At 65.0% G+C, this 26,395-nt stretch carries 17 protein-coding genes; 14 read left to right on the top strand and 3 right to left on the bottom strand.

Annotated features, from left to right (window positions below):
• Positions 1-232 precede the first annotated feature (232 nt).
• From FHG66_RS11950 to FHG66_RS11925, 6 genes are all read left to right on the top strand, one after another.
• A complete protein-coding gene (locus FHG66_RS11950; RefSeq protein WP_176556231.1) occupies positions 233-2,293 on the top strand; it encodes a LamG domain-containing protein in 2,061 nt (686 codons plus the stop codon).
• Positions 2,294-2,544: 251 nt separating this feature from the next.
• Positions 2,545-3,198, top strand: a complete 654-nt coding sequence (locus FHG66_RS11945) for a hypothetical protein (protein WP_139077044.1) — start codon at positions 2,545-2,547, stop codon at positions 3,196-3,198.
• A gap of 597 nt (positions 3,199-3,795) precedes the next feature.
• Positions 3,796-3,999: a hypothetical protein gene (locus FHG66_RS11940; protein ID WP_139077042.1), complete on the top strand. Its 204-nt coding sequence runs from the start codon at positions 3,796-3,798 to the stop codon at positions 3,997-3,999.
• A gap of 867 nt (positions 4,000-4,866) precedes the next feature.
• Positions 4,867-5,529 carry a sugar transferase gene (locus tag FHG66_RS11935; RefSeq protein ID WP_246082571.1) on the top strand — a complete coding sequence of 221 codons (663 nt, stop codon included), beginning with the start codon at positions 4,867-4,869 and terminating at the stop codon, positions 5,527-5,529.
• Between the two features lie 285 nt (positions 5,530-5,814).
• Positions 5,815-7,278 carry a polysaccharide biosynthesis/export family protein gene (locus tag FHG66_RS11930; protein ID WP_176556230.1) on the top strand — a complete coding sequence of 488 codons (1,464 nt, stop codon included), beginning with the start codon at positions 5,815-5,817 and terminating at the stop codon, positions 7,276-7,278.
• Between the two features lie 47 nt (positions 7,279-7,325).
• Positions 7,326-8,822, top strand: a complete 1,497-nt coding sequence (locus FHG66_RS11925) for a lipopolysaccharide biosynthesis protein (protein WP_139077036.1) — start codon at positions 7,326-7,328, stop codon at positions 8,820-8,822.
• A 1,236-nt stretch (positions 8,823-10,058) separates the two neighbouring features.
• Here FHG66_RS11925 and FHG66_RS11920 read toward each other — a convergent pair.
• A complete protein-coding gene (locus tag FHG66_RS11920; RefSeq protein WP_176556229.1) occupies positions 10,059-11,912 on the bottom strand; it encodes a family 16 glycosylhydrolase in 1,854 nt (617 codons plus the stop codon).
• Positions 11,913-12,747: 835 nt separating this feature from the next.
• Between FHG66_RS11920 and FHG66_RS11915 the strand changes: the two genes are divergently transcribed.
• From FHG66_RS11915 to FHG66_RS11895, 5 genes are all read left to right on the top strand, one after another.
• Positions 12,748-14,004, top strand: a complete 1,257-nt coding sequence (locus FHG66_RS11915) for a glycosyltransferase (RefSeq protein WP_139077032.1) — start codon at positions 12,748-12,750, stop codon at positions 14,002-14,004.
• A 32-nt stretch (positions 14,005-14,036) separates the two neighbouring features.
• The gene (locus FHG66_RS11910; RefSeq protein WP_139077030.1) at positions 14,037-15,029 is read left to right on the top strand and encodes a glycosyltransferase family 2 protein; all 993 of its coding nucleotides are present in this window, start codon (positions 14,037-14,039) and stop codon (positions 15,027-15,029) included.
• On the top strand, positions 15,026-16,000 hold the full coding sequence (locus tag FHG66_RS11905) for a glycosyltransferase family 2 protein (RefSeq protein ID WP_139077028.1): 975 nt from the start codon (positions 15,026-15,028) through the stop codon (positions 15,998-16,000). Before FHG66_RS11910 ends, FHG66_RS11905 begins: the two co-directional genes overlap by 4 nt.
• A gap of 5 nt (positions 16,001-16,005) precedes the next feature.
• A complete protein-coding gene (locus FHG66_RS11900) occupies positions 16,006-18,372 on the top strand; it encodes an AAA family ATPase (RefSeq protein ID WP_246082576.1) in 2,367 nt (788 codons plus the stop codon).
• Positions 18,373-18,438: 66 nt separating this feature from the next.
• The gene (locus FHG66_RS11895) at positions 18,439-19,425 is read left to right on the top strand and encodes a glycosyltransferase family 2 protein (protein WP_139077024.1); all 987 of its coding nucleotides are present in this window, start codon (positions 18,439-18,441) and stop codon (positions 19,423-19,425) included.
• Here FHG66_RS11895 and FHG66_RS11890 read toward each other — a convergent pair.
• The gene (locus FHG66_RS11890) at positions 19,422-20,723 is read right to left on the bottom strand and encodes a glycosyltransferase family 2 protein (protein WP_176556228.1); all 1,302 of its coding nucleotides are present in this window, start codon (positions 20,721-20,723) and stop codon (positions 19,422-19,424) included. The genes FHG66_RS11895 and FHG66_RS11890 overlap by 4 nt on opposite strands.
• A 205-nt stretch (positions 20,724-20,928) precedes the next feature.
• On the opposite strand from FHG66_RS11890, the gene FHG66_RS11885 reads away from it, so the two are divergent.
• Entirely contained in the window at positions 20,929-21,708 is a 780-nt protein-coding gene (locus tag FHG66_RS11885) for a LamG domain-containing protein (protein WP_176556227.1), read from the top strand.
• A complete protein-coding gene (locus FHG66_RS11880; protein WP_139077019.1) occupies positions 21,705-23,021 on the top strand; it encodes an O-antigen ligase family protein in 1,317 nt (438 codons plus the stop codon). Before FHG66_RS11885 ends, FHG66_RS11880 begins: the two co-directional genes overlap by 4 nt.
• 220 nt (positions 23,022-23,241) lie before the next feature.
• On the opposite strand, the gene FHG66_RS11875 is transcribed toward FHG66_RS11880, so the two are convergent.
• Positions 23,242-23,991 carry a polysaccharide deacetylase family protein gene (locus FHG66_RS11875; protein WP_176556226.1) on the bottom strand — a complete coding sequence of 250 codons (750 nt, stop codon included), beginning with the start codon at positions 23,989-23,991 and terminating at the stop codon, positions 23,242-23,244.
• Between the two features lie 613 nt (positions 23,992-24,604).
• Between FHG66_RS11875 and FHG66_RS11870 the strand changes: the two genes are divergently transcribed.
• A complete protein-coding gene (locus FHG66_RS11870) occupies positions 24,605-26,122 on the top strand; it encodes a peroxidase family protein (protein WP_139077014.1) in 1,518 nt (505 codons plus the stop codon).
• Positions 26,123-26,395: the final 273 nt, after the last annotated feature.

Genomic DNA, 26,395 nt, shown 5'->3' with positions numbered 1-26,395 from the left:
CATTGGATTGGCACCCCCGTGGGAGCAGGGATCGCGATGTCGGGTGTCGGGGATTGAGGTTGGTGGTTGCGTCGAGCCACGTCCCGTGGCCCCTTGGGCTTGCCGTCGTCAGCCCAGGCTGCCACCTCTGACCAGGACTGGGGATGGCACCGGTCCGAACGGGATCCCGACAATCGCTCGTGGGAGCGTCCCACCCAACCTGACGTCAACCATTGCCCTTGAACGGTCCTCCATGAACAACCAAGCCAATGCCGAGCTTCCCGACGCGATCCTTCGCCACCATTGGAGTTGGGACAGCGGCCTTTGTGGCCCGGCCCAGGACTGGGCGACTTGGACAAGCGATCAGGTCGGTGGCGTGCAGGAGTTCGTGCCCGGTGTCGGGGGCGGCCTCGCGCTCCGCTTCGACGGCTTCACCACCTGGCTGGAACGGCCCAGCGGACCGGCGCTTTCCTCGGGCTCGTTCACCGTGACGGCCTGGGTCGCGCCGGGAGCGTGGCCCTGGAACCTTGCCCCGCTCGTTGACATGGCCCCGGGTCAGGGGGAGGGGTTTCACCTGTCCCTCGATTCGACAGGACGGGCGGTGTTCGCCGTGGCGCTTGATGGGGCGATGGTGACCCTGCGCACGCCCGAGCCCCTTGCCCTCTCGGTCTGGTCGCATCTGGCCGGAACCTACGAGGCGGACCGGGGTCTGCGCCTCCTGCTTGACGGAGTGGTCGTCGCCGAGATTGCCCATGCGGGCGCATTCCATCCTGCGCCGGACGGCTCCGTCGTCATAGGCCGTTCGCGGACCCCCCTCAAGGGGACGGGTTCGACCCGGCCCGCGTCGCACCTTGCCATTCCCAACTACCTCGATGCGCTGCTTGACGAGGTGACGATCTGGGATGGCGCGCGACGCGACGACGTCGTAGCCCAGGAGGTGGCTGTCGCGGCGCGCCCCGTGCCGAAGCTGCCGGCGCGCAAGCTTCCTGTGGGCCCGGGAGGCCGAGGCACGTTCGGCGCCTTCTACACGCGCCTGGAGTATTACGACGCCTGGGACCGGCGCTGGCGGGTAGGGGACCATCCCGACGTGGTGGTTCGCTTCGACGACGAGGACTTCCGCTTCGTGTTCTGGCGGGGGACCAACTACATCCCCTGCTGGGTGTCGGCCGAGGGGATCTGGTACACCAACGAGTTCAACGAAACCTGGGGCAACGGCGCCACGGGCTGCGCCGAGCCCATGTCGGACAAGCACTGCGCCTATTCCCACGTCCGGATCATCGAGTCGAACGAGGCCCGCTGCGTGATCCACTGGCGCTACGCGCTGGTGGACGTCATGGGAGTCCGTCCTCGCAAGGACCCGGTGACCGGATGGACCGATTTCTCGGACGAGATCTACACGATCTACCCTGACGGGACCGGCACGCGGGCCGTGACGCTGCATTCCAGCCAGCCGCTCGAAGCGCATGAATTCCAGGAGTCGATCTTGGTGCTCGGTCCCGGTCAGACACCGCATGACGTTATCGGCCCGGATGCGCTGACCATGGCCAACATGGCCGGCGAGGAGCACACCTATTCCTGGGCGGACGGACCGCCGCCGGTCATCGACAAACCGGATCGCTGCAACATCCAGCTCACCAACATCCGATCCGACACGCGGCCCTTCGTGGTCGTGCCGGACGGGCCATGCCTCACCCGCGATCTCAGGCGTTCGGACCGGCCCGTCTTTCCGCCCTACACTGCCGAGATCCAGCCGGGCCAGCTCCTGCCCTGGTGGAACCACTGGCCGACCTCGGAGCTGCCCTCGGACGGACGCTGGGCCGAAGGAGCGGACCGGGCCTCCCATGCCTCGCTGGTGTCGGGTCTGGAATGGGCGGACCACGCTGTGACCCCCACCTCGCGCACCCGCGTCCACCTGCACGGCCTGACCCGAAACCGCGCCCGCGACCTCGTGCCGATGGCCCGCTCCTGGCTCAACCCGCCGCTCCTCGACGTCCAGACCCCCGGTGTGACGTCCCGGCGGTATGAGGCGCTGGAACGGGCTTACGTTCTCGACTGTGGGGACGGGATCGCCGAACTTTCGCTGCGGGTCGAAGCCAGCCGGGGCTCGCCCTTGGTGAACCTGGCCTTGGTGGTGCGGAACTGGCGTGGCAGCCAGAGCCCTTCGGTGTGGATGGACGGGAACGCCGTTCCGCCCGGCGCAGACTGCCGGATCGCTCTGCGCGAGACGCTGTCTTCACGCGATCTTCTGCTCTGGCTGCGTATCAGATCCGAGGTGCCGGTCGCGTTGGTGCTTGGGTCTGCGTCGAACGCCTAGCTCCGAGCCTCCCGGGGCATGTCCATGTCTCGGGAAGGACGCTGATCTTCCCTGACAGGCAGCCGCAGCGGCGGGTGCCCGGGGCGGCATCTCGTCGCCGATCTGACTGGTTTCTGTGCGGTCCGGGGAACGGACGCTCGGCTTGGCGGTTCCAACCCTGCGGGATCCAGTCCTTGGGAGAGGATCGGTCAACTCCCGCGCCGGGGCCATGGCCAAAGGCTGAACCTCGGCTCACTCAAGGGAGGACTTTCATGCGTATCCGCACTCTCGCCGCCGTGTCTGCGGCGGCCCTGATCGCGTCGTCCGGAGCATCGCTGGCCCAGGAAACGATGACCGATGGCTTGGTCATGGTGAACGTCGGCGGCTCCATGGTGCAGGTTCCGGTGGCGCTGGCGGCCGAAGCCTGCGGCATGGACGCGGCCGCGGTGGTTGAGGCCGCAGGCATGATGAACAGCGATGCCAAGGGCGCCGACATGGTGGCCGCCGATCCCAGTGCCGATGGCGCGACGACTGATGCCGCGGCAGGCGGTGCTGCCCCGGCCGATGCCGCGGCGGCGGCTGATGCCGGTTCCGACACGGCGTCGACCGAGCCCACGACCGAAGCGGCTGTCGGGGCGGGGGCCGCCACGACCGCGACCAGCGAGGGCACGGTATCCGAGGGCACGGCCGATGCCGCGACCGCCGATGCCGGCATGGCACCCGATGCCGCAACTGGCGCCGCCGAGCCGGGCAGCGCCGGCGTGGCCGCCGACATGGCCATGGAGGCCCAGACGGAGACGGCTGACGCCAGCACAGAAGCCACCGCAGGCGGCGACGCGGCGATGCCCACCGCGGTCTGCGAGATCGATCAGGCCACAGCGGTCCAGTACGGCATCGCGGCTACGGGTGAAACCGCTGGGGGTTGACCCAGCAACCCGACGGCACGGGAAGGCGCGGCTCTTGGAGCCGCGTCTTCCATCAGGCCGTCCCACCCCCCGGAAGCTCCCCCGCGCGACATTGGGGGGATGCCTCGGGATGGACGATGATACCGACTGAGGAACGGGCTTCCGACGACCCCGCCCAGCGACCGGCCCGGCTCACCAAGCCTGCTGCGTCCTGGCCAGTGTTGGCTGAACCTCAGCCCATCGGTTCCAACTATCACGCACACCACAGCTTTCGGCGGTGAGGCCCCCCGGCTGACCCGCTCGGCTTCAAGCCGATGGGGCTACGCTGCGCCGTCGGGGGCTGAACTAAACTCGTATGAGTGGTCCAGAGGGCGAAATGCTGCCACTGGGCTGCCAAACGGTGCAGCGGCAGCCTTCTCCAGGATTGCTGAGAGCAGGGCTGATCATCAGGCCATCCAGACGACTTGATTGGCAGTCATGCCGTCCCTTAGCCATGTGGATCCCGGAGCAGAACCGCGGCCTTGGCCAGGGCTGCGGCCGAAAGGCTGGACGCCGCCGCCTCCCGACTTTGGCGTTGGCGCTGATGGAGCGCCCAACCTCGGTGCGAAAGGTGCTGGAATGGGCGAGATCAGCCCGCAAGGACGTAGTGCCATCATCCTCTGCGGAGGCAGGAACTCCGATGCTTTCGCCTTCCAAGCCCATATCGACGAACGCATCCGGGTCAACGATGCGGGCTTGGGCGTCGGCCCAGTGGGAGTGGCGCTCTCGCCCGAGTCTCTCCGAGCGCGGACCATGAACGACCGCAACGAAGGTCTTCTATGAACACCCAGCGCTGCCGCGCTGTAGTTGGTCAGATATGGCAACCATGCCGGCAGACGGGTCGCGCTGGTGCTCCCGAGACGTCAACTTCAGTTAACGAACGGCGACAACCTCATCGCTTAAGTAGCGGAAATCAGCCGGCCATGGTGTTGCCGTCTGGCCGTGGTCTCGACGCTGCGTTGGTCAGAGATGGCTGCAAAACGGGTCAACGCCACAGTTGCTGTCTGCGGGTCGAAGTGACTGACCCGCGTCGCTTTGTACCGTCTGCATCCAGCCCAATGGATGAGTGGCCGAGCGTCTCATTGGTCTGCTGCAGCATGGAAAGCTCCTGCCGAACAGTCAGCGTCGGCTTGCGCCCGCTCTGCAAGCGGGCGGCGAGACGAAGCCTCGGCCCGCGCCCTTGGCTCAGGTCCTTGATCTCGGCCTTCGTGTCGGACTCAGGAATCGGTCAGGCTGCCCTGTTATTGCTCACTTTCAAAATCCTGTCATGAAAGTGGCATAAAATTAACCTAGAGCTGGTTAAATAAGGCAATTGTAGAACCAATGAATCAATTGCCTCTGAGTTGTTTCCAGCGAGAACCGCTTGCGGCTTGGCTTCGTAGATCATTCAACTCTGAGGCGATTAATGCTCGCCCTAAGGGAATGCGGGTTCCAAGCGAAAGTGCGTGAAAAGTCGGCAGTTTGCGCAACCATGAGCTGCATTATGCCCAAAATTTCGGACAACTCTAGTCAAAGCGGTTGTAAACGTCCCGGTGTGGTGGCAAGTGCTGGTCAAGTGCATTTGTTTGCTCCAGATGATTGTGGCAACATGTTGGCGTTCACTTGTTGATCCCGTGCACCTGGTTTTGTGCCTGATATTGGGAGCTGTCCGTGTCGTCTGTCGACCGTTTTGCCAATGATCCCCAAGAGGGTGGATACAATGGGTTCTATCGTTGCTACGGAAAGAGGGCCCTTGATCTGGCCCTGATCTTGGCTTTCGCGCCGGTCTGGGTGCTTGTCGTCCTGCTGCTGGCCGGGCTGGTCCGGTTGGGCGGGGGCAGCGCGTTCTATGGCCATCAACGTGTGGGTCTGCATGGGCGGGTGTTCAGTTGCTGGAAGATCCGCACGATGGTCCCCAATGCCGACGAGATCCTCCGTCGTCACCTCGCGAATGATCCCCAGGCCCGGCAGGAGTGGGCAGACAATTTCAAGCTGGTGAACGATCCTCGGGTGACGAGGCTGGGAGCATTTCTGCGGGCCACGAGTCTTGATGAGTTGCCGCAGCTTTGGAACGTGCTTTGCGGGGACATGAGTCTTGTCGGTCCCCGCCCGGTCACAACAAAGGAGCTGGAGCGGTTCGAAGGTTTCGAGCGGGTCTACATGGTGAGCCCGCCCGGTCTCACCGGGCTCTGGCAGGTGTCCGGCCGGAACAACCTCGAATACTCCGCGCGCGTGCAACTGGAGAGCCGCTACGCGAGGCTCTGCTCCTTGCGCACGGACGTTCACATCCTTTTCCTGACCGTGGGGGCGGTCCTGAAAAGGACGGGCCACTGACCAGAGCCGAAGATCGGAGGCTCAGGGCGGAGCCTTGAGAATCGACCCGGCTCGGCCCACGCCCAACAGGCGTGGCCGAGCCATCAGACCCGATCCATCCCGCTTGATTTCGATACATCTGCAAGCTGGGCCGCCCATCGTTTCTGGCGGCCCCATGGCGCCAGTGAAGCGTTGCAGAATTACCTTTGTCGCTAAGCTTGGGCTTCCCTTTCCCGGAACGGGATGAAACCATGCTGTGACGCCCTGCAGGACCGACTTCGTCCTATCCCGACGCCTGGATTCCCGATGCTGAAGCGATTGCTGACATACGCCGGCCTGATGGCATCGACGGCCACGATGTCCATGGCCCAGGATTATCCCATGGCGGCCAATGACGTCCTCAGCCTCCGTGTGGTCAATTGGGATGACCTGTCGCGCACCGTGCAGGAATGGCCTGCCGTGACCGGGGAGTATCGCGTCGGACCTGATGGCATGGTCGTGGTGCCCTTCGCCGGTCGGGTCGAGGCGGCCGGACGCTCTCCCGAGGACCTGGAAAGCGAGATCGCCGAACGTCTGCGGGACAGGCTTGCTTTGGTGGATGGCTTGGACGTCACTGTCGAGATCGTGGCCTGGTCCCCGGTCATCGTGACGGGGGACATCCGGGCGCCGGGCCCCTACGAGTTCAGGCCCGGGATGGTCGCGATCCAGGCGGCGGGTCTTGCAGGGGGAACCGGTGCCCCGCTCGACGACGACTCGTCATTGCGGCGGGATACCGTGGCGCAGCAGACGGCACTGGCAGTTCTGCAGGACGAACAGATGCGTCTGGTGGGGCGCTGGGCTCGTCTGCGGGCAGAGCTGGGCGGTCAAACAGAACTGCAACTGGCAGAGCCGCGCGACCCTGCATGGGCCGACGTGATCCGATCCGAGGAACAACTCCTCGAGATCCGGCGTGACCGCTTGGCCCGCGAGCTGAGCGCGATAGACAGCGAGGCGGAACTCTACACCGCCGAGATCGCTGCCTTGGAGCAGAAGCTCGACGCCCTGAATCGCCAGCTTTCTCTGGCCAACGAGGAAGCCGCGAACGCAGGCGATCTGGCCGAGCGCGGCTTGGTGGGAAACCAGCGCGTGTTCGACACGGCCCGGATTCTCGCCGACATCGAGAGCCAGCTTCTGGACGTTTCCACAGCCATGCTGGCGGCTCGTCAGAACCTCGCATCGGCAGAGCGCGAACGGATCAGCCTTCAGGACACCAGAACGGCGGAGGTCGTCGAGGCGCTTCAGGAGGTCGAGGGCCAGCTGGCGGAGACACGCAAGCGCATCGCCGGGCAGGGGGCTCTCCTGCGGGAGTTGGGGGCCGCAGGCGATGCATCATCCTCGCTGGAGCCTGACGTGTCGGTCCTCCGGCTCGAGGCTGGCGAGCTTCGACGGATCACGGATGCCTCGCTGGTGCCGCTCCGGCCCGGCGACATCGTGGAGGTCATCCAGCCCCTTCCGCTCGGAGCCGAGCCGGACTTGGGTCTCGTGGGGCTCGAGCAGCCGGATCTTCCCGCTCCTGTCCAGCGGTCGGCCCCGACCACGGAGCAGTCCACACCCTCTCTGACGGACCCCGAGCCGCTTTCCGCGACGGTGCCTCCGCCCGCGCCCCAGCCCTCGACGAGATCGGGTGGCCAAGCCGTGCCGGCCCAAAGTGCCGAGCCGCCCCCAGAACCGGACGAAGATGCCTTGGCGATGGACCGTCCCCGGGTAAGCCCGATGAGCCGGCCAGACTGAGCGATGCTGATGCACAACGATGACCAGATCGGCCGGGTTGCCAACCCATGACCCCGATGAGCGAATTCGACCCGCCGGAGGCCTCGCTTCGCCGTTTGGTAGGACGGGGCGCCGCCGTGACTGGCCTGTCTCAGGCCGCGCAGATGGTGATTCAGTTCACCTCCGTGCTTTTGCTTGCTCGGCTCCTCTCTCCCGAGGATTTCGGTCTGATCGCCATGTGCGCCCCCATCATCTCGTTGTTGATGATGCTCCAGGATTTCGGCCTGGTTCAGGCGACGGTGCAGAAGAAGGGCCTGACTCGATCGGAAGTGAACGTCCTGTTCTGGATCAACTTGGCTGTCAGCGCCGGTTTGGCCCTGCTGTTGGCCCTGGCCTCTCCGCTGATTGCGTCGTTCTACCAAGAGCCGCGGATCGGACCTCTGATCGCCGCGACCTCGGTCACCGTCCTGTTGGCCGGGTCGGGGGCGCAGCACGTTGCGCTTCTCAACCGTCGCATGGCGTTCGGGCAGCTTGCGATCGTGTCGGTGGTCAACTCGGGAATGGCGCTGGTGGGGGCGGTTGCATGGTCCCTGGTCAGTCCAAGCTACTGGGCGCTGTTCTTCGGGACCCTGCTGGGGCTCGTTCTCTCCACGGCGCTGGCCTGGATCTTTTCGCGGTGGAGGCCGACTATGCCGCGCCGGGTCGAAGGGGCGGGAAACCTCCTGAAGTTCGGGGCGGGCATCACCGGCTTCAACCTGGCCAACTTCGTAGCCCGGAACGGCGATAATGTCCTGATCGGTCGCGCCTGGGGCGAGCTGCAGTTGGGCTTCTACGACCGGGCCTACAAGCTGCTGCTGTTCCCGCTCCAGCAGATCGCGAACCCGCTCTCCAAGGTCATGGTGCCGGCCCTGTCGCGGCTCGAAGGAGAGCCCGACCGTTATCGGCACGCGTTCCTGAGAGTGCAGAACCTATCCCTGCTGGCCAGCCTGCCCGGCGTCGCCTTCATGACCGCCATGGCGGATGTGCTGATCCCCTTCATGCTCGGCCCGAAGTGGGAGCCGAGCGCAATGATCTTCGCGGCCTTGGGCTTTGCCGGCCTGGTTCAGACCCTCAGTAATCCGACCGGCTGGCTGTTCATCAGCCAGGGTCGATCGGGCGATTACGCCACCTGGGGATTGGTCTCGGCCGTGATCGCGGTAGGGTCCTTTCTGCTTGGGCTACCTTACGGAGCTTTCGGGGTGGCTGTTGCCTATGCTGTATCCGAAACGCTCAAGTCTCCCATCCTGTGGGTCGTCGCCTGTCGCAAGGGACCGATCCGTCTGGGCGATGTCGTCAGATCTTGCGGCCCGATGATGCTGGCCGCGTATGGCAGCCTTGCTGCGGCTTGGTGGATCAAGTCCGATCTGGGCGACGGGCCACTCCAGACGCTGACCCTGGCTCTGGCACTATGCTATATCGTTTTCATCCTGCTGATCCTCCCGTTCTCGTCAGGTCGGTCCACTCTGCGCGAAGCCGGTGCACTACTGCGCCAGTTGGCAACGCGGTTTCGCAGAGCGCAGGCGTGAGGCTCGTCACGATCAAGGGATAGTACGCACCCTGCACACGCTGGATCCCAGCCACCCGCGACATCCAGCAGGACCAGAGGTCGTTGGCCTTCGGGCAGAGCACCATGAACATAGTCGCACCGAGCGTCAGGCTCGGAAAGATGCGAGGGGGACAGAGGACTCCGGCGTTGCCGGTCGGGATGAGGCGCTCCGCCGTGCTCCGCGTCTCACGAGCGGTGGTCTCGTACTCCCAATCTCCATAGGGCAGGAGTGCCCCCTCGGGACCGATCCGGGCTATGTGGCATCTCAGGCCGACAATGGCGTCCAGTGTGGCCTTGGCGTGAAACACGAACTGATAAGCCAGTCCGGCTGGTAAGAGACGTCGCTTGCGGTCACGATGATGCTGTCGGGAAAGGTCCGAAGCGCCGGGATGAGCTTCTTGAAAGAGCGGACGTCCTCCGCGACTTCACACTCGCGCCTCTGATCGACAAGAGCGGCACCCTCGTCTGGCAGGCTCTCGCGGTCCTCTGCCGTGAGTCTCAGGATCACGTGGTCTGGCTTGGTCGTCTGGTCCTGAAGGCTACGCAGGGTCAGTGCCAAGGTTGGGAACCAGGGAGGGGAGGAGATCAGGCTGATTGCCCGTAAAGTTTGCAGGCCATGCGGCTGAGGCAGTTGGTCGGACGAAAACGTGCTTACGGCCCAAAGGGCACGGGCTTTCGCCCGTCGCTTTCGGAGATTGTTACAGACCCGCCTGACACCCCAAAGGCCACGCATGAACGGCCGCTCTCCTACCACCGCGGCGGAATGGCCGTGACCGACTCAGGGCTGGTTTTAGCTGGATGAAGGCATGACCTTGGCTGGCACTTGTCGGGCAGACCTGCCGGGATACTCAGGTCTGGGCGCTGCGCAGGCGACGTCTGGCAGGTCCGTCCGTGCTTGATCGCGGGCTCTATTTCAGCACGCAGTATACTGAATTCCTTGGCTTGCGCCCGCTTACAGCCTGCAGATCGACCTGCGATTCATTGTGTCGCATCACCAGCGATGCGATACATCCGGGTACTCGCATGCCGTGACCATGACCAGCAGCCGGAACCCGGTTGTACGACCCCAAGTTATTGTTTATCTTCAAGGTATCGTCCAAGCCCCACGTCCGAAACCGCGACATGGTTGCGAGCCGGCTCGCTCCGTAGGGAACGATGCCGGCCCGCTGCAGCGTGACGAAGACCTGCTTCGGCTTGCGTCGAGGCAGGACGGGCGTCAGACGAAGATGAAGTCCGAAGCCGTGATCATCGCGCCGCTGTCGAGATCGGCGAGCAGAGTCAGGCCGCTCGGATCCTTGCCGTTGTTGTCGTACCACAAGGTCTGGTCGGTGGTGCGGAAGATGAACCGGTCGTCGCCGTCCTGCGCCACGTTGTCGGCCCGGATCTGAAGGCGCGACGCGGACAGGGTGCCGACCGCCATGCCAAAGCCCGCAGCGCTGAACTCGAAGCGGTCGTTGTTGCCCGCCTGGTTGCGGAAGTCGGTGATGACATCCCCTCGCTCGCTCATTGTCGCGAACCGGAACACGTCGTCGCCCGCTCCGCCCGACACCGTATCCGCCCCGGCCCCACCAATGAGACGGTCGTTGCCACCGTTGCCGACCAGCACATCCGCCCCGGCCAACCCCGACAGCATGTTCGCGGCGTTGTTGCCGGTCAGCCTGTTCGCTCCCGTGTTGCCCGTGCCGCCGATCGCGGACGCTCCCGTCAGGATCAGGTTCTCTAGGGTCGCCCCGAGGGTCGTAGCGATGGCGGACTGGACCGTGTCGGTGCCTGCGCCTGCAAGCTCGACGATCAGGTCGGCGGCCTCGGACAGCAGGTAGGTGTCGTCGCCCGTGCCACCTTCCATCCGATCGACACCCAGGCCGCCGTCCAGCGTATCGGCCCCGGCTCCGCCCTGCAGGGTGTTCGCCCCCGCCGATCCGGTCAACCGGTCATTCCCCACCCCGCCCAAGGCATTCTCAATCCCCACCAGCGTGTCGAGACCCGCTCCGGTGTCCTGCGCGGCCGTGGCTCCCAGGTTGATCGTCGCGTTGGTCGTGCCGGTCACGACGACCCAGTCCAAGCCGGCTCCGCCGTCGAGCCGGTCACTGCCGGCGTCCAGAACAAGCCGGTCCTGACCATCGCCGCCCTGCAGGAGGTCGTTGCCGATCCCGCCATCCAGACGATCGTCGCCGGTCCCGCCCAGGAGCGTGTCGCTGCCGCCCTCGCCCAGGAGCGTGTCATGCCCGCCTTGCCCATCGATGACCTCGCCGTTGTCGGTTCCCTTGAGAGTGTTGTCTAGCGCCGTGCCGACGATGGGCTGCACGGTGGGGGTGATGACCGGCTGCGGGGGGGGCGTGATGACAGGTTGTGCGGGAGGAAGAACACCGGGCTGGACGGTGGCGTTCGCCAGCCGGGCGACCAGCGGCCCGTCCGGATCGACCCAGGCGCCGGTCCAGGAGTCATAGCGCGAATCCGCAGCCCAGAGATCAACGTAGCTTTTCAGGGCGCCGGTGTTCCAGACGCCCCCTGGCATGTCGGATCCGTCCATGGTTTCGAGCAGGCGGCCATCGACCATGAAATTGGCCGAGGTGCCGTCCAGCACGATCTCGTAGGTGTGGAAGTCAAGCGCGGCGTCGAAACCGAGATCCACCACCATCTTGGTCAGGTTGGTGATGTGCTGGCCGGCGGCGTCCACCATGTGCACGGCCAGTTGAACCTTGGTCGTGTCGGCGCCGACGAACTCGAAGTCGAACTCGAGCCAAGGATCCTTGGCCCAATCCGCCTGATACAGGAACATGCCGAACACGGCGCCATCCACCATGCGGGGCGCCTGAGCGGTCCAACTCCAGGTGCCAGTCGTCGCGACGGCCGTCGACTGGATCTCTCCGCCCATGAACGGATCGGTGGTGCCGGTCGGCGCGTTGTCGAGCACGAGTTCGATCGCGCCATCGCTTGCGACGCGAACGTTGTTGGCCGACCAGTCCATGATGTTGGTCTGCCCGGCACCCCACTCGGACACGAGCCAACTCGAGGTCGTGCTGGATTCGCCCAGTCGGTACAGATCGAGGGGTTCGGCGATTGTCGGCATGAATGCGCTCATCGGATTGATGGAGGATGCGACTGCGAAGCCGCTGTCATGGTCGTCGTGCGACCGGTGATGGTGCCTCGGCTTTGGCTGGCCTTGGCTTGGAGGGAGGCGCCAAGGGCAGCCGCGCCCGGCGTTGGTGGGGAACGAACAGTGCGGAACCACTGGACGTCCACTTCGAGGCGGGCAGCCCGCGAGCGCTCAGGCGCGCCACGCGTCGTACGGGGGGGCCGAGCTCCTCGGGTCGTAAGGTCAAAGCTGTCGCATGAGGCACATCTCCTGGCTGTCCCACGTCATGCACGGTGAAAGGGCGCGACCTTGTCCTGGCCACACCGCCGCACCGGGGTTTCTTGTCGAACCACCGGTAGCCTCGCCTTGGTTTGGGGCGAGAACTTGGCGAGATGGCGGCACAACTCTGGGTTGTTAGCGGCGAGGCGGCTTCCCGCTTGCGGCACTCAGCGGGGCCGAAAATTCAGAGCCGATGGGGACCCCACGGGGTTTCTGGTGCTCTTGGGTGACCTGAGCGGAGAGAGGTCACGACTGTTCATGGACTTTCCGATTCCTGTCCAGTTCCTGCAGGACCGGGCGAGGGTCCGTCTTTCGAAGAACCTCCTCCTCCTCACTGATCCCGACGAATGGGCGCTATTGTTCTTTCCGTAAGCGCCTCGGGCGTTTCGCGGCCCGTGCAGCGGCCCGACTTCTTGACGGCAGCCGTGCTGCAGGGCAGCATGTTGGCCATTGCAGGGGGGCGGAGCGCGGTCCGGCCAGCATTGCGGTCCTGCAGCCCTGCTTGCAGTATTGGTTATGTGTCCGAAAGCAGGTTGGAGAGCGAGCCCGTATGACGATCGACTTTCCCGCTGCGGTCCAGCCCGGGACCCCGCCGATTTCGAATGGGCCGCAGGACGGATCGCACGATGAGCGGGCCACGGGGCGGGGCAGGGGATCCGAGCCGCACATCCTCTACCTGGCCCACGACCTTAATGACGCGGCCATCTGGCGTCGTCACCATATGCTCATGACGGCTGGCGCCAGGATCACGGTCGCCGGGTTCCGTCGCCGAGCAGGCCCTTTGCGCGGTCCAGCGATCGTGCTGGGCTCGACCGAGGACGGGCGGCTGTTCCGGCGCGTTCTCACGGTCGGCCGCGCGGCACCAGGACTCGGCAAGCAGCTCGAGGGCATGTCGAAGCCGGACGTCATCCTGGCCCGCAACCTCGAGATGCTGGCCCTAGCCATGCGGGCCCGCCGCCTTTGGCCAGGGCCGCCCGTCAGGGTTGTGTACGAGGTGCTCGACATCCATCGCATGATGCTGGGTGACAGCCTGCGGGCCCGTCTCCTGCGGTCGTTGGAGCGCAGGCTGTTCCGGTCGGTGTCGCTCGTCCTCGTGTCCTCTCCCGGCTTCGTTCGGCAATATTTCGCACCTCACGGGTTCCCGACCGAGGCGATGCGCCTGATCGAGAACAAGGTGACCGGGGCCGTCACACAGGCGTCGCCGGTGTCCGTCGGGGCCGGGGAGATTCTGACCATCGGTTGGTTCGGCATCCTTCGATGCGATTGGACGCTGCGCACGCTCGATGCCCTGACCCGGGCCGCGCCGGGCCGGTTCCGGATCGTCGCCCGCGGCATTCCCGCGCTCGACAAGCTTCCCGATTTCCACGCCGTCATGGACGCCAACCCTGACATGACATTCGGCGGGTCCTATGTCTATCCGGACGACCTCGCTACGATCTATGGACAGGTGCAGATTATTTGGATGGTGGACCGCTACGACCCTGGGCAGAACTCGGACTGGCTTCTGCCCAATCGCCTCTACGAAGGGGGTCTCCAGGGGCGGGTTCCGCTAGCCCTTGAGGGCTCCGAGGTCGCATCCTTCCTCCGTCGGCTTGGAGTAGGACTGGTGCTCCCCCGACCCGATGAGGAGGCGGTCCGAGCCCTCCTGAGTGGCATCAGCCCGGAGGATGTCGCACGGCTGGGTGTAGCCATGCGTCAAGTGCCCTCCTCCACATGGGCCGCGTCGGAGGCGGATTTCCAAGATCTGCTGGCTGACATCGTCGGTGACCCTGAACGTCATTCCAGACAGCTAGAGGCGGCCGAGTGAGCCTGCAAACCCCTTTCAGGGAGCCGCATCCCGTGCAGGACACCCAGACCAGTGTGTTGATCGTGATCCCGACGCTCAACGAGGCGGCCCATATTGGGGGGCTCATCTCGTGGCTTCTGCCGATGCTGGAGCGGCTCGAGGCGTGTCTGGTCGTGGCGGACGGCGGCTCAACCGACGGGACCCGAGAGATCGTCACCGACCTTGCGCGCCAAAGCGACCGAGTCGTCCTGTTGCCAAATCCCGGGCGGTTGCAGGGTGCCGGCGTCAATCTGGCGGTCGAGCGTTTTGCCGGCGCGGGCACGCGCTGGCTCATACGGATCGACGCCCATGCGTCCTATCCACCCGATTTCTGCGATGTGCTCCTGGCGGAGGCGCAGCGCCACGGCGCGGACAGCGTGGTGGTCGGCATGACCGCCGTCGGAACAGGCTTCTGGCAGCGTGCCATCGCGCTGGCCCAGAACTCCCGTTTCGGGAACGGAGGAGCCGCGCACCGGGTGATCGGCGGCGGGCGCTGGGTGGAGCATGGCCACCATGCTCTTTTCGACCTTCAGGCCTTTAATGCAGTCGGTGGCTACGATGCGGAGTTCAGCCACAACGAGGATGCTGAACTCGACCTCCGACTTGCCGAAGCCGGGCGGCGGATCTGGCTGACCGGTCTGACACGCGTGCTCTACGTCCCGCGCGCGACGCCTGAGCGTCTCGCCGTGCAATACTTCCGCTTCGGCAAGGGCCGGGCGCGGACCTTCCGCAAGCACCGGCAGCGGCTCAGGGCGAGGCAAGCCGTACTGCTGGCCCTCGGCCCTCTCCTGGCGCTTGGCATCCTTTGGCCGCTCAGTCCGGTCTTTCTGGTTCCGGTCGGCCTTTGGCTGCTTGCGTGCCTTGGGGCCGGCCTCCTCATCACCATGGCCGTGGGTGACTGGCGTGGCCTTGCGGCGGGCGTCATGGCCGGTCTGATGCAGGCAAGCTGGTCGTTCGGATTCTGGCGTGGGCTCTTGGCCGGGACTGCCGCAAGGAGCCCCCGATGAAGGTCCGGCGCGCGGTCCTTGGGGTGTGCACCTTCCGGCGTGCGAGTTTGGAACGGACGCTGGTCTCGCTGATAGCGCAGGTCACGCCCGTCGGGGTCGAGACCACGATCGTCGTGGCGGACAACGACGGCACCCCCAGTGCAAGGCCCTTGGTCGAACGGGTCGCACAACAGACGGGGGTGCCGATCACCTATCTCCACTGTCCGGCTCGCAACATCTCGATTGCCCGGAATGGAGTTCTGGCCGAGGCCGAAGCTTTGGGCGCGGATGCCCTGGCGTTTCTTGACGACGACGAATGGGTCGGTCCGGACTGGTTCTCGACCCTGTTGGCGACGCTGGAGCACACCGGAGCCGATGCCGTCTTCGGTCCCATTTCGGGCATCCACTCGGACGAGGCTCCGGGTTGGATTCGGGCCGGACGGTTCCATGACATGCAGCCCGAGATCGACCTGGCCGGCCGGGTCCGAACGGGCCATACTGGCAACGCCATGGTGGCACTGAAGACTCCCGCCTTCACGGGGCGGCGCTTCGACCTCCGGTTCGGCCAATCGGGAGGCGAGGACACCGAGTTCTTCGCCGCGGCCAAGGCCGCCGGGGCGGTGTTGCTGGCTGCGCCTTTGGCGCTCGCCTGGGAGCATGTTCCCGCAGACCGCGCGAACGCAGGATGGCTCTTTCGTCGCCGGTTTCGTATGGGACAGACACATGGACTGCTGATCGGTCGCGACGCCTCTCCGGTCCGGCGCGCAGGCTTGGCGGCGGTCGCGGCGGCCAAGGCCAGCGCCTGTCTGGCCATGGCGGTGCCAATCGCATACTCCAGGGAACGACGGAACCGCGCTCTGCTGCGGGGCTGCCTTCATGTGGGTGCCGCGTCGAGCCTACTCGGCCTTCGCTCACTGACGCTTTACGGATACGAGAGCGGTGCCACCGGGGCAGACGTCCCGGCGACCCCTCCCGATAGGAGTTCTTCTTGACGCGCATGGCTCTCAACATCGCCGACAGCAGCAGGCGCATGGACTCCGAAGCTCCGGACCATAACACCCGCGAGGCGACCTTGGACCTCGGCCAGATTGCCGCAGCCGTCCGCCGGCAGAGATGGATCTTCGTGGCCTGGGTGCTGCTCGGCCTTGTCGCCGGGATCGCACATCTGGCCACGACGCCCAAGAGCTACCAGGCAAGCGCCGTGCTCCTCCTCACCGGGCAGACCAATACGAACATCGACGAGGTGACACTCGTCGATGGCGAAAGCGTGTCGGAGATCACCATCGAGAACGCTCTGCAGGTCCTGCAGTCGCAGAGGCTGGCCCTCCGGGTGGTCGATCAACTCGACCTGACCCAGGACGAACGCTATCTCTCCGAACGACAGTCGCAACTGGCCCTCATGACCGGCCAAATCAAGAACGTGATCCGCAGCCTGCTGAGCCCCCTGACGGGCGGCGAAGCGCCCGCAGCTACGCCGGAGGTCGTCGTGACCCCCGAGATGGAGCAGGAACGTCTGCGCGAGGGCGTCGCCGATCGATTGCAGCAGCGGGTCCGCATCTACCGGATCGGCCAAAGCAGCGCCCTGACCATCATCTTCGAGACCCAATCCCCGGAACTGTCGGCCGATCTCGCCAACGCCTATGTCCAAGGCTACACGGAGGACATCGTCGAAGCCAACCAAGCCGTCAACGAGCAGACCGCCACATGGCTGAGCCTGCGGATCGCGGAGTTGGGCGACGAAGCGCGGGAGGCTCTCACCGCCGTCGAACGGTTCCGCGTCCAGAACGGCCTCGTGGAGTCGGCCGAAGGCCTGATCAGCAGCGACAGCGTCCGGCGCGTCAATGACGAATACGCCGTGGCGCTTGCCGATGAGGCGAGGGGCAGGGCTCTGGTGGCCGCCTATGAATCCGTCCTAGCCATGGGCCCCGAGGCCCTGAAGGATCGGGGCACGCGTGTGCTGATTCCGAACAATGACGAGCCGGTCTCCATCCTCCAGCAGGAGTTCGACCAGTTCCTCGCCCGCCGCGACGAGGTGCTCGAGAACTTCGGCGCGGAGAACCCGGAACTGGTAAGGCTCGAGGCGCAGATCGATGACCTCGCCAGCCGCCTTTACAACGAGACGCAGCAGGCGGCGGCGCGGGCGCGGGGCAGCCTCGACGTGGCCTCCGAACGGGTCACGGCGCTGCGCGAGACCTTGGCGAAGCTGGTCGAGGCCAACGCCGTTGCAGGTCAGGCCCTCATCGAACTACGTGCCTTGGAGCAGCGGGCCGAAGCGGTGTCAAACCTTTACGAAGCGCTCCTCATCCAAGCCGAGCGCGCGAACCAGCAGCGGACGCTTCCGGTCTCCAACGTGCGGGTCCTGTCGCTGGCGACGGTGCCGCTGGACCCCAGCTCGCCGAGCACGGTCAGAACTCTGGGTCTGGGAATGATCCTCGGTCTTATGGCTGCGGCGCTCCATACAGGCCTACGGGAACAGCGCGAGCGGTTCGTCCGGACCGGCTCTGATGTGACGGAACGGCTTGGCCAGCGTTTCCTAGGGTATCTGCCGGCTGTCGGCGGCCTGCCGGGGCCGCGCCGCAGAAGGGTGGTCGGCCCGGAAACCATCCTCCTTGAGTCGGAGGCCCTGCCCCCCCAACCTGTCCGACTTCCCGACGTGGACCTCCCGGTGCTGCGATGGCCACAGTCCCAGTTCACGGAGACCCTCCGCAGCATCCGCCTGGCGTCCGACCTGGCACTGCCCGGCGAGGGTGCCCGCATCATCGGCGTGACGTCGCTGAACCCTGGTGAGGGAAAGACCACTGTTGCCATGAACTTGGCGGCCGTTCTTGCGGCCGGTGGGCAAAGGACGCTCCTTATCGATGCCGACCTGCGGAAGGCGGATCTGAGCCTTCGCCTGGGGCTCACCGGGCGGAGCGGGCTGACCTCGATTGCGACGAACCAAGTTCCCGTCGAACATGCCATGACCGAAATGGGCAGTACCGGGGTCGACGTGATTGGGTCCGAGGGACCGAATCTCGGGTCGCTGGCCTACGACGTCCTGAGCTCTCCGAGCCTGGAACGGATGCTGGCCGAGGCACGGAACACCTTCCGCTTCATCGTCCTGGATTTGGCCCCACTCGGCCCCGTGATCGACGCCCGTCTTTGCCTGAACTTCGTCGATCAGGTCGTCATGGTGGCAGCATGGGGGCAGACACCCCGCAAGGCGATCTCGTACAATCTGGCCCATGACCCGCTGGTCCGCAGCCGGTTGCTCGGCATCGTCCTGAACCTTGTCGATCTCAAGGCACTGCCGCGCTACTCTGCGACGGACATGCAGCCCGCCTATTCGGCCTACTATCAGGAAGCGGCGGGTACACGAGGCTGAGAACGCACGCTCGTCGCTCCCTGGAGAACCGGGGAGTGGTGCTGAAATGGACCGAGGACAAAAGCCATGCGCACTGTCGGAGTCGTTGTAGCTGCCCGTAACGCTGAAGCCACGATCGGCCCGGCCGTGAGGTCCGCCCTAGCGAGTGACCATGTGACCGAGGTCATCGTGGTCAGCGACGGATCAACCGACGGCACCGCCGAGATGGCCCGCAGGGCGGCGGCTGGCGATGCCAGATTGCACGTTCTGTCGCTGGCCCGGAATGTCGGACCCGCAGAGGCCCGGAACCGGGCCATCGCCATGGCCCAAGCCGACGTCCTGGCGGTCCTCGATGCCGACGATCGGTTCCTGCCAGGGCGGCTCGAGCCATTGATCCAGCGCAATGATTGGGATCTGGTGGCGGACAACGTCGTGTTCGTCAACGACCCGGACTATGCTCTTCCCGACTCGCTCGTCGATCCGAGCCGCACCGCTGCCTTCCAGACCCTATCCCTGGCCGAATTCGTCCAAGGCAACCTTCGGCGTTCCGGTGTGGCGCGAGGGGAACTCGGGTTCCTGAAGCCTCTGATCTCGCGCGAGTTCCTGCTGCGAAACGACCTGCGATACGATCCGGGCTTAAGGCTCGGAGAAGATTACGATCTTTACGTCCGTGCCTTGATGGCGGGCGCACGCTTTCTGCTCACCTCTCGCCCTGGATACCTCGCGCAGGTGAGGTCGGATTCGTTGAGCTCGCATCACCGTACCGAGGATCTCGAGGCCCTGATCCGGGCCATGCGAATTCACCTCAAAGCGCCAGGTTTGACGTACGAGGAACGCTCGGCCCTGCGACAGGGCCTCGCCCAGATGGCTGGCCGCCATGCCCACCGCGCTGTTCTGGACATCAAGGGTCATCGGGGGCTGCCCGGAGTGGCACGCACGCTGCTATCTCGCCCAGGGTGGATAGCCCCGGTCCTCTCCGGCGTGTTGCGTGATAAGCTCCGGCCACGCCATGTCGAACCGGTCCAAGAAGGTTACAGGCTTCTTCTCGGCGTCGAGGCTATGACTCCTACCTAGCTGCGGACCACAGTCAGCCTTGTTCGGGCCGGCAGCAGGGTCGGGAGACGTTCCGCTTCCGCTTCAGTCAGAATGACTTGGCTGAGGTCCGGGTTCGGTACAAGACCAACGCAGTCCAAGCCAGCCAGCCCGACCGCAGTGACATCGATCGGGCTGTTGGAGGCCAGTTCGGTCAGGCGGCAGACCAAGGCCTGAATTCGCGGGGCATCGTCCAGCCGGTCGGGCCCGAGTGGCCAGACGGTCAGGACCTCATCGTATGTTCCTTCAGTCCCGACGTCGCGACCTTCGGGGACCAAGGCAACCCGGAGGCTTGCAGAGGCGGAGCGTTCGCCCGGGTTAGTAGGCCGAGTCCAGCGCTCGGTCAGGCTTCGGGCAAGAAGGCGGAGCAGGAACGGATCGCGCAGGACCAACCCCGCACTCGGACCGACGGCCCTCGCCTTGATGGCAGCGACCAGCCGTTCATACCGAAGGCTTCGTTCCAGCATACGACTCCGCTGGGCCAGCGCCCGACCGAGTTCGGAGTCCGTCGGCTGCGACCGGACAAGTTCGTTGTGAGCGTCCAAGAGCGGTTCCAGCACCTTCACGGAAAGGCGGTGGGACAGGGACGTGGCATGCCGGCGATAAAGGTACAGCGGCAGCGGCAGGATACAGAAGCGCGCTCCTTGCAGAAGCAGGCGCAGGTAGAGGTCGTAGTCCTCTCCGACGCGGATGCGGGGATCGTAGCGAATACCGCCGAGGGCCGATCGCCGGATGAGCGGCTTCAGGTAGCCGAGTTGCGGCAGCGTTCTATCCGTCCCGTTGCAGTCCACGAAGTAAGCAGGAGAAACGGTCAGGACGTCCCTGAGCCCCAGGACACCCAGCAAGGTCCAGCCCCCTAGGCCCGGTCCATCGCCGAAAGCGGCCATGTCGTCGGCCACAAGGTCGGCTTCGTGCCGCGTCGCTGCCTCCAGCAGCAGTTCGAGACGCCTGGGATGCAGGACGTCGTCGCTGTCCATGACGGCGATCCACTCTCCCCGCGCGGCGGCCAGGGCGCGGTTGCGGGCCGCCGAAGGGCCCCCGTTCACCTCTGTCGCGAGGAGGTGGACCCTGGAGTCGCGATCTGCCATCTCCTGCACAAGAGCCGTGCTCCGGTCGGTGGATGCATCGTCGGCGACCAGAACCTCGAGGTCGCCCATGCTTTGCGCAAGCACCGAGGCGATGGCGTCCGAAATGAACCGTTCGCCCTGCCAGTTCGCCATGATCACGGAAACGCGCGGGCGATCAGAGGGATTTCGAAAGGTTTGCATGGTATCAGACATTGGCGTCACCATAGCCGCCTATGGTGGCCGCGGTCCTCGTAGAGCATCGTTCGTGGGTCGGGGCTGCTGCTGCGAAGCCGGGACACGGGCGGGCAGTAAACCACTGAACGGCTAGGGGGACCGAACGCTCTGCCTCGCATCCTGGATTATAGCGGTTATGATGCCGGACAGGTCGGAGAACGGTGACGTGGTTATGAGACATCAGATGGCGGGTGCTTTTGGTCAGGTCCGTGGGAACGGACTGACGTTTGGCACGCCGTGCCCGGCCGCCCAGCCGGGCGTCGCATTCCGCAAGGGTTCCACCAGTCTGGACAATGATTCCCGGTGCATCTTGGACGGCGGGTCGAACGGCGACAGGCAGGCCTGCGCCTGGTTTCGCGGCAAGGTCGCTATGTGGGACAACCTGTCGGGTCTGACGCTTTCGACTGCTTACCCGGAGGGGAACGACCGGCTGTCCACCGAAACCCAGACTCATGCAGCTTCCCTTCAAGGCTCGTTCAAGGCCCGTATGCGCACCGAATTCGCCAGCGGCGTCAATGCCAACCTCGGCACCTATTTCGGTCCGGCCCGAGGCGCATCCCACGGCGATGTCGATGTCGAGAACCTCGCCCGTGACACCCGACAGGTCCAGCCGGCCCTCGATAGTCCGGACTGGCCGACCTGCTCCCGCGTTATGTGTCTGCGGGATGGGGGAGAGCCGGGCATTGAGGGCCAGGCTTGCACCTCCACCGGGAACCCTGACCGCGCGCGTTCATATACCGACAGAGCGCGTGCGGACGAGCTGGCCGAAGGGGAGGTGCCTGAGCTGGCGCGGGCGATCAACTTGGGTCACCGGAACACGACGAAGACTAGGAACCGCCTAAGCAAGTCCGCCGATTCGGGGCGGCCCCTGGCCCTTGCTATAGGCCGGGTCGCCTGCGCCCCACCCCGAGCCGAGGGGCAACTGCCGGAGCCGGCCCTCTGCACCCGGGACACCATCGAATGACAGCCAGGCCAATTCCGTCGCCATCATTCCGGTCAGCCGAGCGCGCCCGAGAGATCCAAATCTGTCCGAACGCAATCCTCTCGGCCTTCGTCTTCCTGTCTCTGCTGTTCACAGCCTGGTTCGGGACCCTGGCTGCCCTGGCCTTCTTGGCGACGTTGATGCTGTTGATCCTCCGCTCGCCCCGCGAGAGCGCGACGGACCTCATCAGGTTCTGGCCCGTCCTCCTTGTGCCGGGCTGGTGCCTTCTGAGCTGGTTCTGGTCGAATTACCCATCGGTGACGCTGAGATACGGGATCCAGCTCGCCATGACCTTTGTCGTCGCGATCGTCATGGCCTCGCGGCTGTCGCCCCGGACCTTTCTTCGCGCAGCCTTTGGCGCCTACGCCGTCACGGCGGTTTGCAGCCTGGCGTTCGGACGGGTTAGGTCGGACGGCTTGGGATGGCTCGGCATCTTTGGGAGCAAGAACGAGCTTTCGTATACCATGTCCACGCTCACCCTCATGGGCCTTGCCTTTGTCCTGAGCCGTCAGAGCAGTCAAAAAGACCGCCTGTTCGGCCTCGCAGGTCTGCTGGTTGGCTTGTTCCTGATCGTGATGGGGCAATCGACGGGGGCGCTGGTGAGCACGATGCTTGTCGCCGGACTGGGGGTGATGCTGGCTATCTCCCGTTACCTCACCTCGGGCCTCCGAGTCCTCTTGGTGCTCCTGATCCTGCTCGGGGCCTCCGCCAGTGGTCTTGTGGCCTGGGAATTCCGAACCGAGCTTGCGGCTCTTTTCCTCGAAACCACTGGTAAGGACGTGACCCTGACCGGCCGGACCGACCTTTGGTCCGTGGCCTTCGGCGAGATCGCCCGGCAGCCGGTTCTTGGGCAAGGGTTCCGCGCCTTCTGGGTTCCCGGTCACCCCTTGGCCGAAGCCCTTTGGGCGAAGTTCGGCATTGCAACCAAATCGGGCTTCCATTTCCACAACACCTGGATCTCGAACGCCGTGGAGATCGGTATTGCCGGCATCCTCATTCAACTTGCGGCCTTCTTGGCCACTCTGGTCCTCATTGGGCGATGGACCCTCGCTGCCTCCAGCGCCACTGCCTTGTTCTTCGCCATGTTCATGGTCAAGCAGGCGACCATGAGCTCCGTCGAGGTGGTGGCGTATCAACAATTTCAGCCTGATACGGTGCTGTCCGTCACGGCCCTGATTTTTGGCCTTCGCTTCCGAAGCGAGGCGCGGGCCGCATCACCGCAACGTCGGACCGCGATAGCGGCCCTCAAGGGGGAGACAGCGCGACGGGTTCAGGGAACCTCGCCGACGATCTAGCCAAGATCGCTTGCTGCGACCCAGACGCTCTCAACCGGCGCATCCTTCCGGACGTGAGCTGTCATGTGGGAAATCCGGCACAATCTCAGGAGGTCGATCAACCGTGGAGCACGCACGCCATCAACTTGGCAAACGGTCCGTGTTGGACTTGGTCCTTGCGTAATCATGGCGCAACGACCGGTTGGAGGTATCCGGAACGTGGGCTAGTGACCGCGGTACCTTATGGGCCCGCCTGGACCCGGTCCAAGGCCTCCCCGACCGGCAAGATTTCCAACCCTTCATTTTGGGCGCGGCGAAGAATGCCCTCTAACACCTTGGGTTGGGCGTCGTAGGGCGATGGTCTGCTCCTCAGCCCATGTGTGAACAGGACGAGCCAGCCACCGGATCGAGCCGCTTCTTCGATGAGCCGCGGCCAGTCGATTTGGCCTTCACGCCGGGCCTCGAGCGCGCCGGCGCGCAGATGGGTCGGATCAAAGCGGTCGAGCTTGCGAGGGGTCTCGATCCCCCGCTGCGCCGCGAACTTTCCTCGCAGCGCCAGACGGTTTGCCACCCTGACCTGCCCGTATGGAAACGCGTGGGAGCGAAGGTGATAGCCCGGCAGAATGGACGACACGAAGTCCGCATTCCGACGCACAGAGGCCATATAGCTGGACAGCCGTACTTTCAGGGCGCTCTGATGATCGAAACTATGGCAGCCGAGCTCGTGTCCGGCGGCCACGAGGTCAATCAGATCCCGGGACGTGAAGTACGGCGCGCCATCAACGGCCGTGTCATGGAACCGACCAGCGACATAGTAGGTGGCCCGGCCGTCGACGGCACCCAAGAGCTCGCCGCCGACCTGCCACGCGCTGCGAGGAAAATCGTCGAAGGTGACACTAAGAATGCCACGCCTCGACCGTGCCGTTCGCGCGCTGAGTGGCAGCACGGTCCCTGCACGGTACTCGATCCTCTGCAGGAGGCTCAGGCCCATATCAGTCTCATCAACTTGGCACATAGGAGTGGGTATCAGGGGTCGTCAACATCATCCCCCATCGGAATCGTACCAGTCTGTTCCAGGGCTTCGCAGCAGTGCGACGTCGCATGCGGGGGACCCGACGCCGGCATGCCCCGATTTCCGACACGCTAGTCGAAGGACCAAGATGCGCCCTGAATGGCGGCGATGCCAGAGGGGGGCGGGCGAGGACCCGCTGGATCGGCGATCACCTGGGCAAGCCGGTCCGCACTGTCGGGCGCAGGTCGGTCCTTCAGAACCGGGCGGGGGTCCGGATCCCGCAAGGGGGGAATGAGCCAACTCCCGGCGACGGCAGTTTCGCCTTCAGCTTTAGCGCGGGTCGGCCGAAGCCGACAATAAGGGCCAGAAACAGTTTTTCACGTTGCGAATTTTGTGGTAATGATCGGGACAGATCGGAATTTTGCCGACCGCGCTCGAAAGCCTGCGAAATGCGGGATGACAGCGTCTGATCCCTGCTCAGGGGATCCAATTCAGTATGGAGTTAAAGGCCGCCTGAGAAGCTGGCCCAAGCCTTTTGGTTATTCGGCTTTTTTTGGTTCGATCAGTTGATTTCAAAGTGAGGGTTACGATAATGGATTATAAGTACAATCCCGCTCATGGCGGCGGCTATGGCCCGTCCAGGTTTGATCGTGGCGGCGACGTGCCGCGGGGCCGTTTCGCCGAGACCGGCCGTTTCGGGCGCATGCTGCCCTATCTCCGCTCCCTCAAGAGCTTCAAGCCCGGTCCTGCCGAGCTTGGAAAAGTCGGGGGGCCCATGGACGGCGACTCACCCGGCCCCCGAGATACGACGCAGAACAATCCCCGGATCAAGGCCGGGTATACCTTTCTGGGTCAGTTCATCGACCACGACCTGACGCTCGATGCCACCTCGACGCTAGAGCAGCAGATCGACCCGCACGCGACCCGCAACTTCCGCACACCGGCGCTGGAACTCGACAGCGTCTATGGCCTCGGCCCCAAGGTGCAGCCCTATCTGTACGAGAAGAACAACCCGGGGCGGCTGCTGCTTGGTCCCGACGGCGCCGACGTCCCCCGTAACAGCGAGGGCATCGCGCTGATCGGTGACCCACGGAACGACGAGAACATCGTCGTGTCCCAGTTCCACCGTCTGATGCTCATGTTCCACAACAAGGTCTTCGACGACCACACCGACCCATCCATGGGCATTCAGGAGCGCTTCGAGGAGGCCCAGCACCTCGTGCGCTGGCATTATCAATGGATCGTCGTGAACGAGTTCCTGCCTCGAACGGTCGGCCGGCGCGCGATCGGGCGGGCGCTGGAGCATATGCCGTTCCGCTTCACGGACGAGCGCGGCGCCTTCATGCCGGTCGAGTTCAGCGTGGCCGCTTATCGATTCGGGCACAGCCAGGTAAGGCCGGGCTATCTGCTGAGCGCGCCGGGCGCCGAGCCGGTTCGGGCCGCGGGGATCTTTCCGGATGTCGCCGACGCGCCCGAAAGCGTGGGCGACCTGCGAGGGCGCCGCGCGGTTCCGCCCGAACTCCGGATCGACTGGGAGGCGTTCTTCGGTCCGACCGCCCAGCCGGGCAAGCTCATCGATATCCGTATCTCGACGGCGTTGCTGCGGCTGCCGAACACGGTGCTCGATCCCAGCACAGCCGAAGTCGGTTCCGCGGATGCGACGACCCGGTCCCTGGCGGCTCGCAACCTCCAGCGCGGCTTGGATGCGCGGCTGCCTAGCGGTCAGGATGTGGCGCGGCACTTTAGGGGCGTACGCAAGCTGACCGACGCCCAGATCTGGAACGCTGTGCCGGGCGGAGAAGGTCCGGCGCCACTCTGGTTCTACATCTTGCGGGAAGCCGAAGTGCTGACAGGCGGCCAGCGCCTGGCGGGGGTCGGAGCGCAGATCGTCGCCCGCACCTTTGCCGCGATCCTCGAGGCCGACAAGGCGTCCTACGTGGTTCAGGAGCCCGACTGGCAGCCGCACCTGGGACCGGTCGAGGGCCGGTTCACGGTGTCTGACCTCGTCAACTTCACCCTTGGCACGAACTTGGGGCACGAGGACCTGCAGGCTGTCGAGACGGCCGAGAGCAGGCCTGCCGGAACGCCGCAGCCCGTGCCGGCCCAGTGAGCGTCTGCAGTCAGGCATGCCCTTGCGCGCCTGACTGCACCTGCTGCCCCGATAGCGCAGCCGCTTAGGGGGTCCGGGACCGAGGCTCTCGAACGCCCAAGGGCGCTGCTGCCTCCCGGTCCAGAGGAAACGCTGTCAGGACGCTGAACGGTCTCCGAGCCGGAAGGGCCGGGGTCAGAGCGGATCCGTCTCCTGCTTCGGCTCGGGTGGGCCAGCAATGGTTCATGGCGCGTAGGCCCCCTGACAGGGTGCGCCAACAGTGTCGTGCCAGAG

The sequence above is a fragment of the Rubellimicrobium rubrum genome, from assembly GCF_006152115.1.
Classification (GTDB): domain Bacteria; phylum Pseudomonadota; class Alphaproteobacteria; order Rhodobacterales; family Rhodobacteraceae; genus Rubellimicrobium; species Rubellimicrobium rubrum.
The sequence above is the reverse complement of the archived record's forward strand: the minus strand, read 5'-3'. Positions and strand labels throughout refer to the sequence as shown.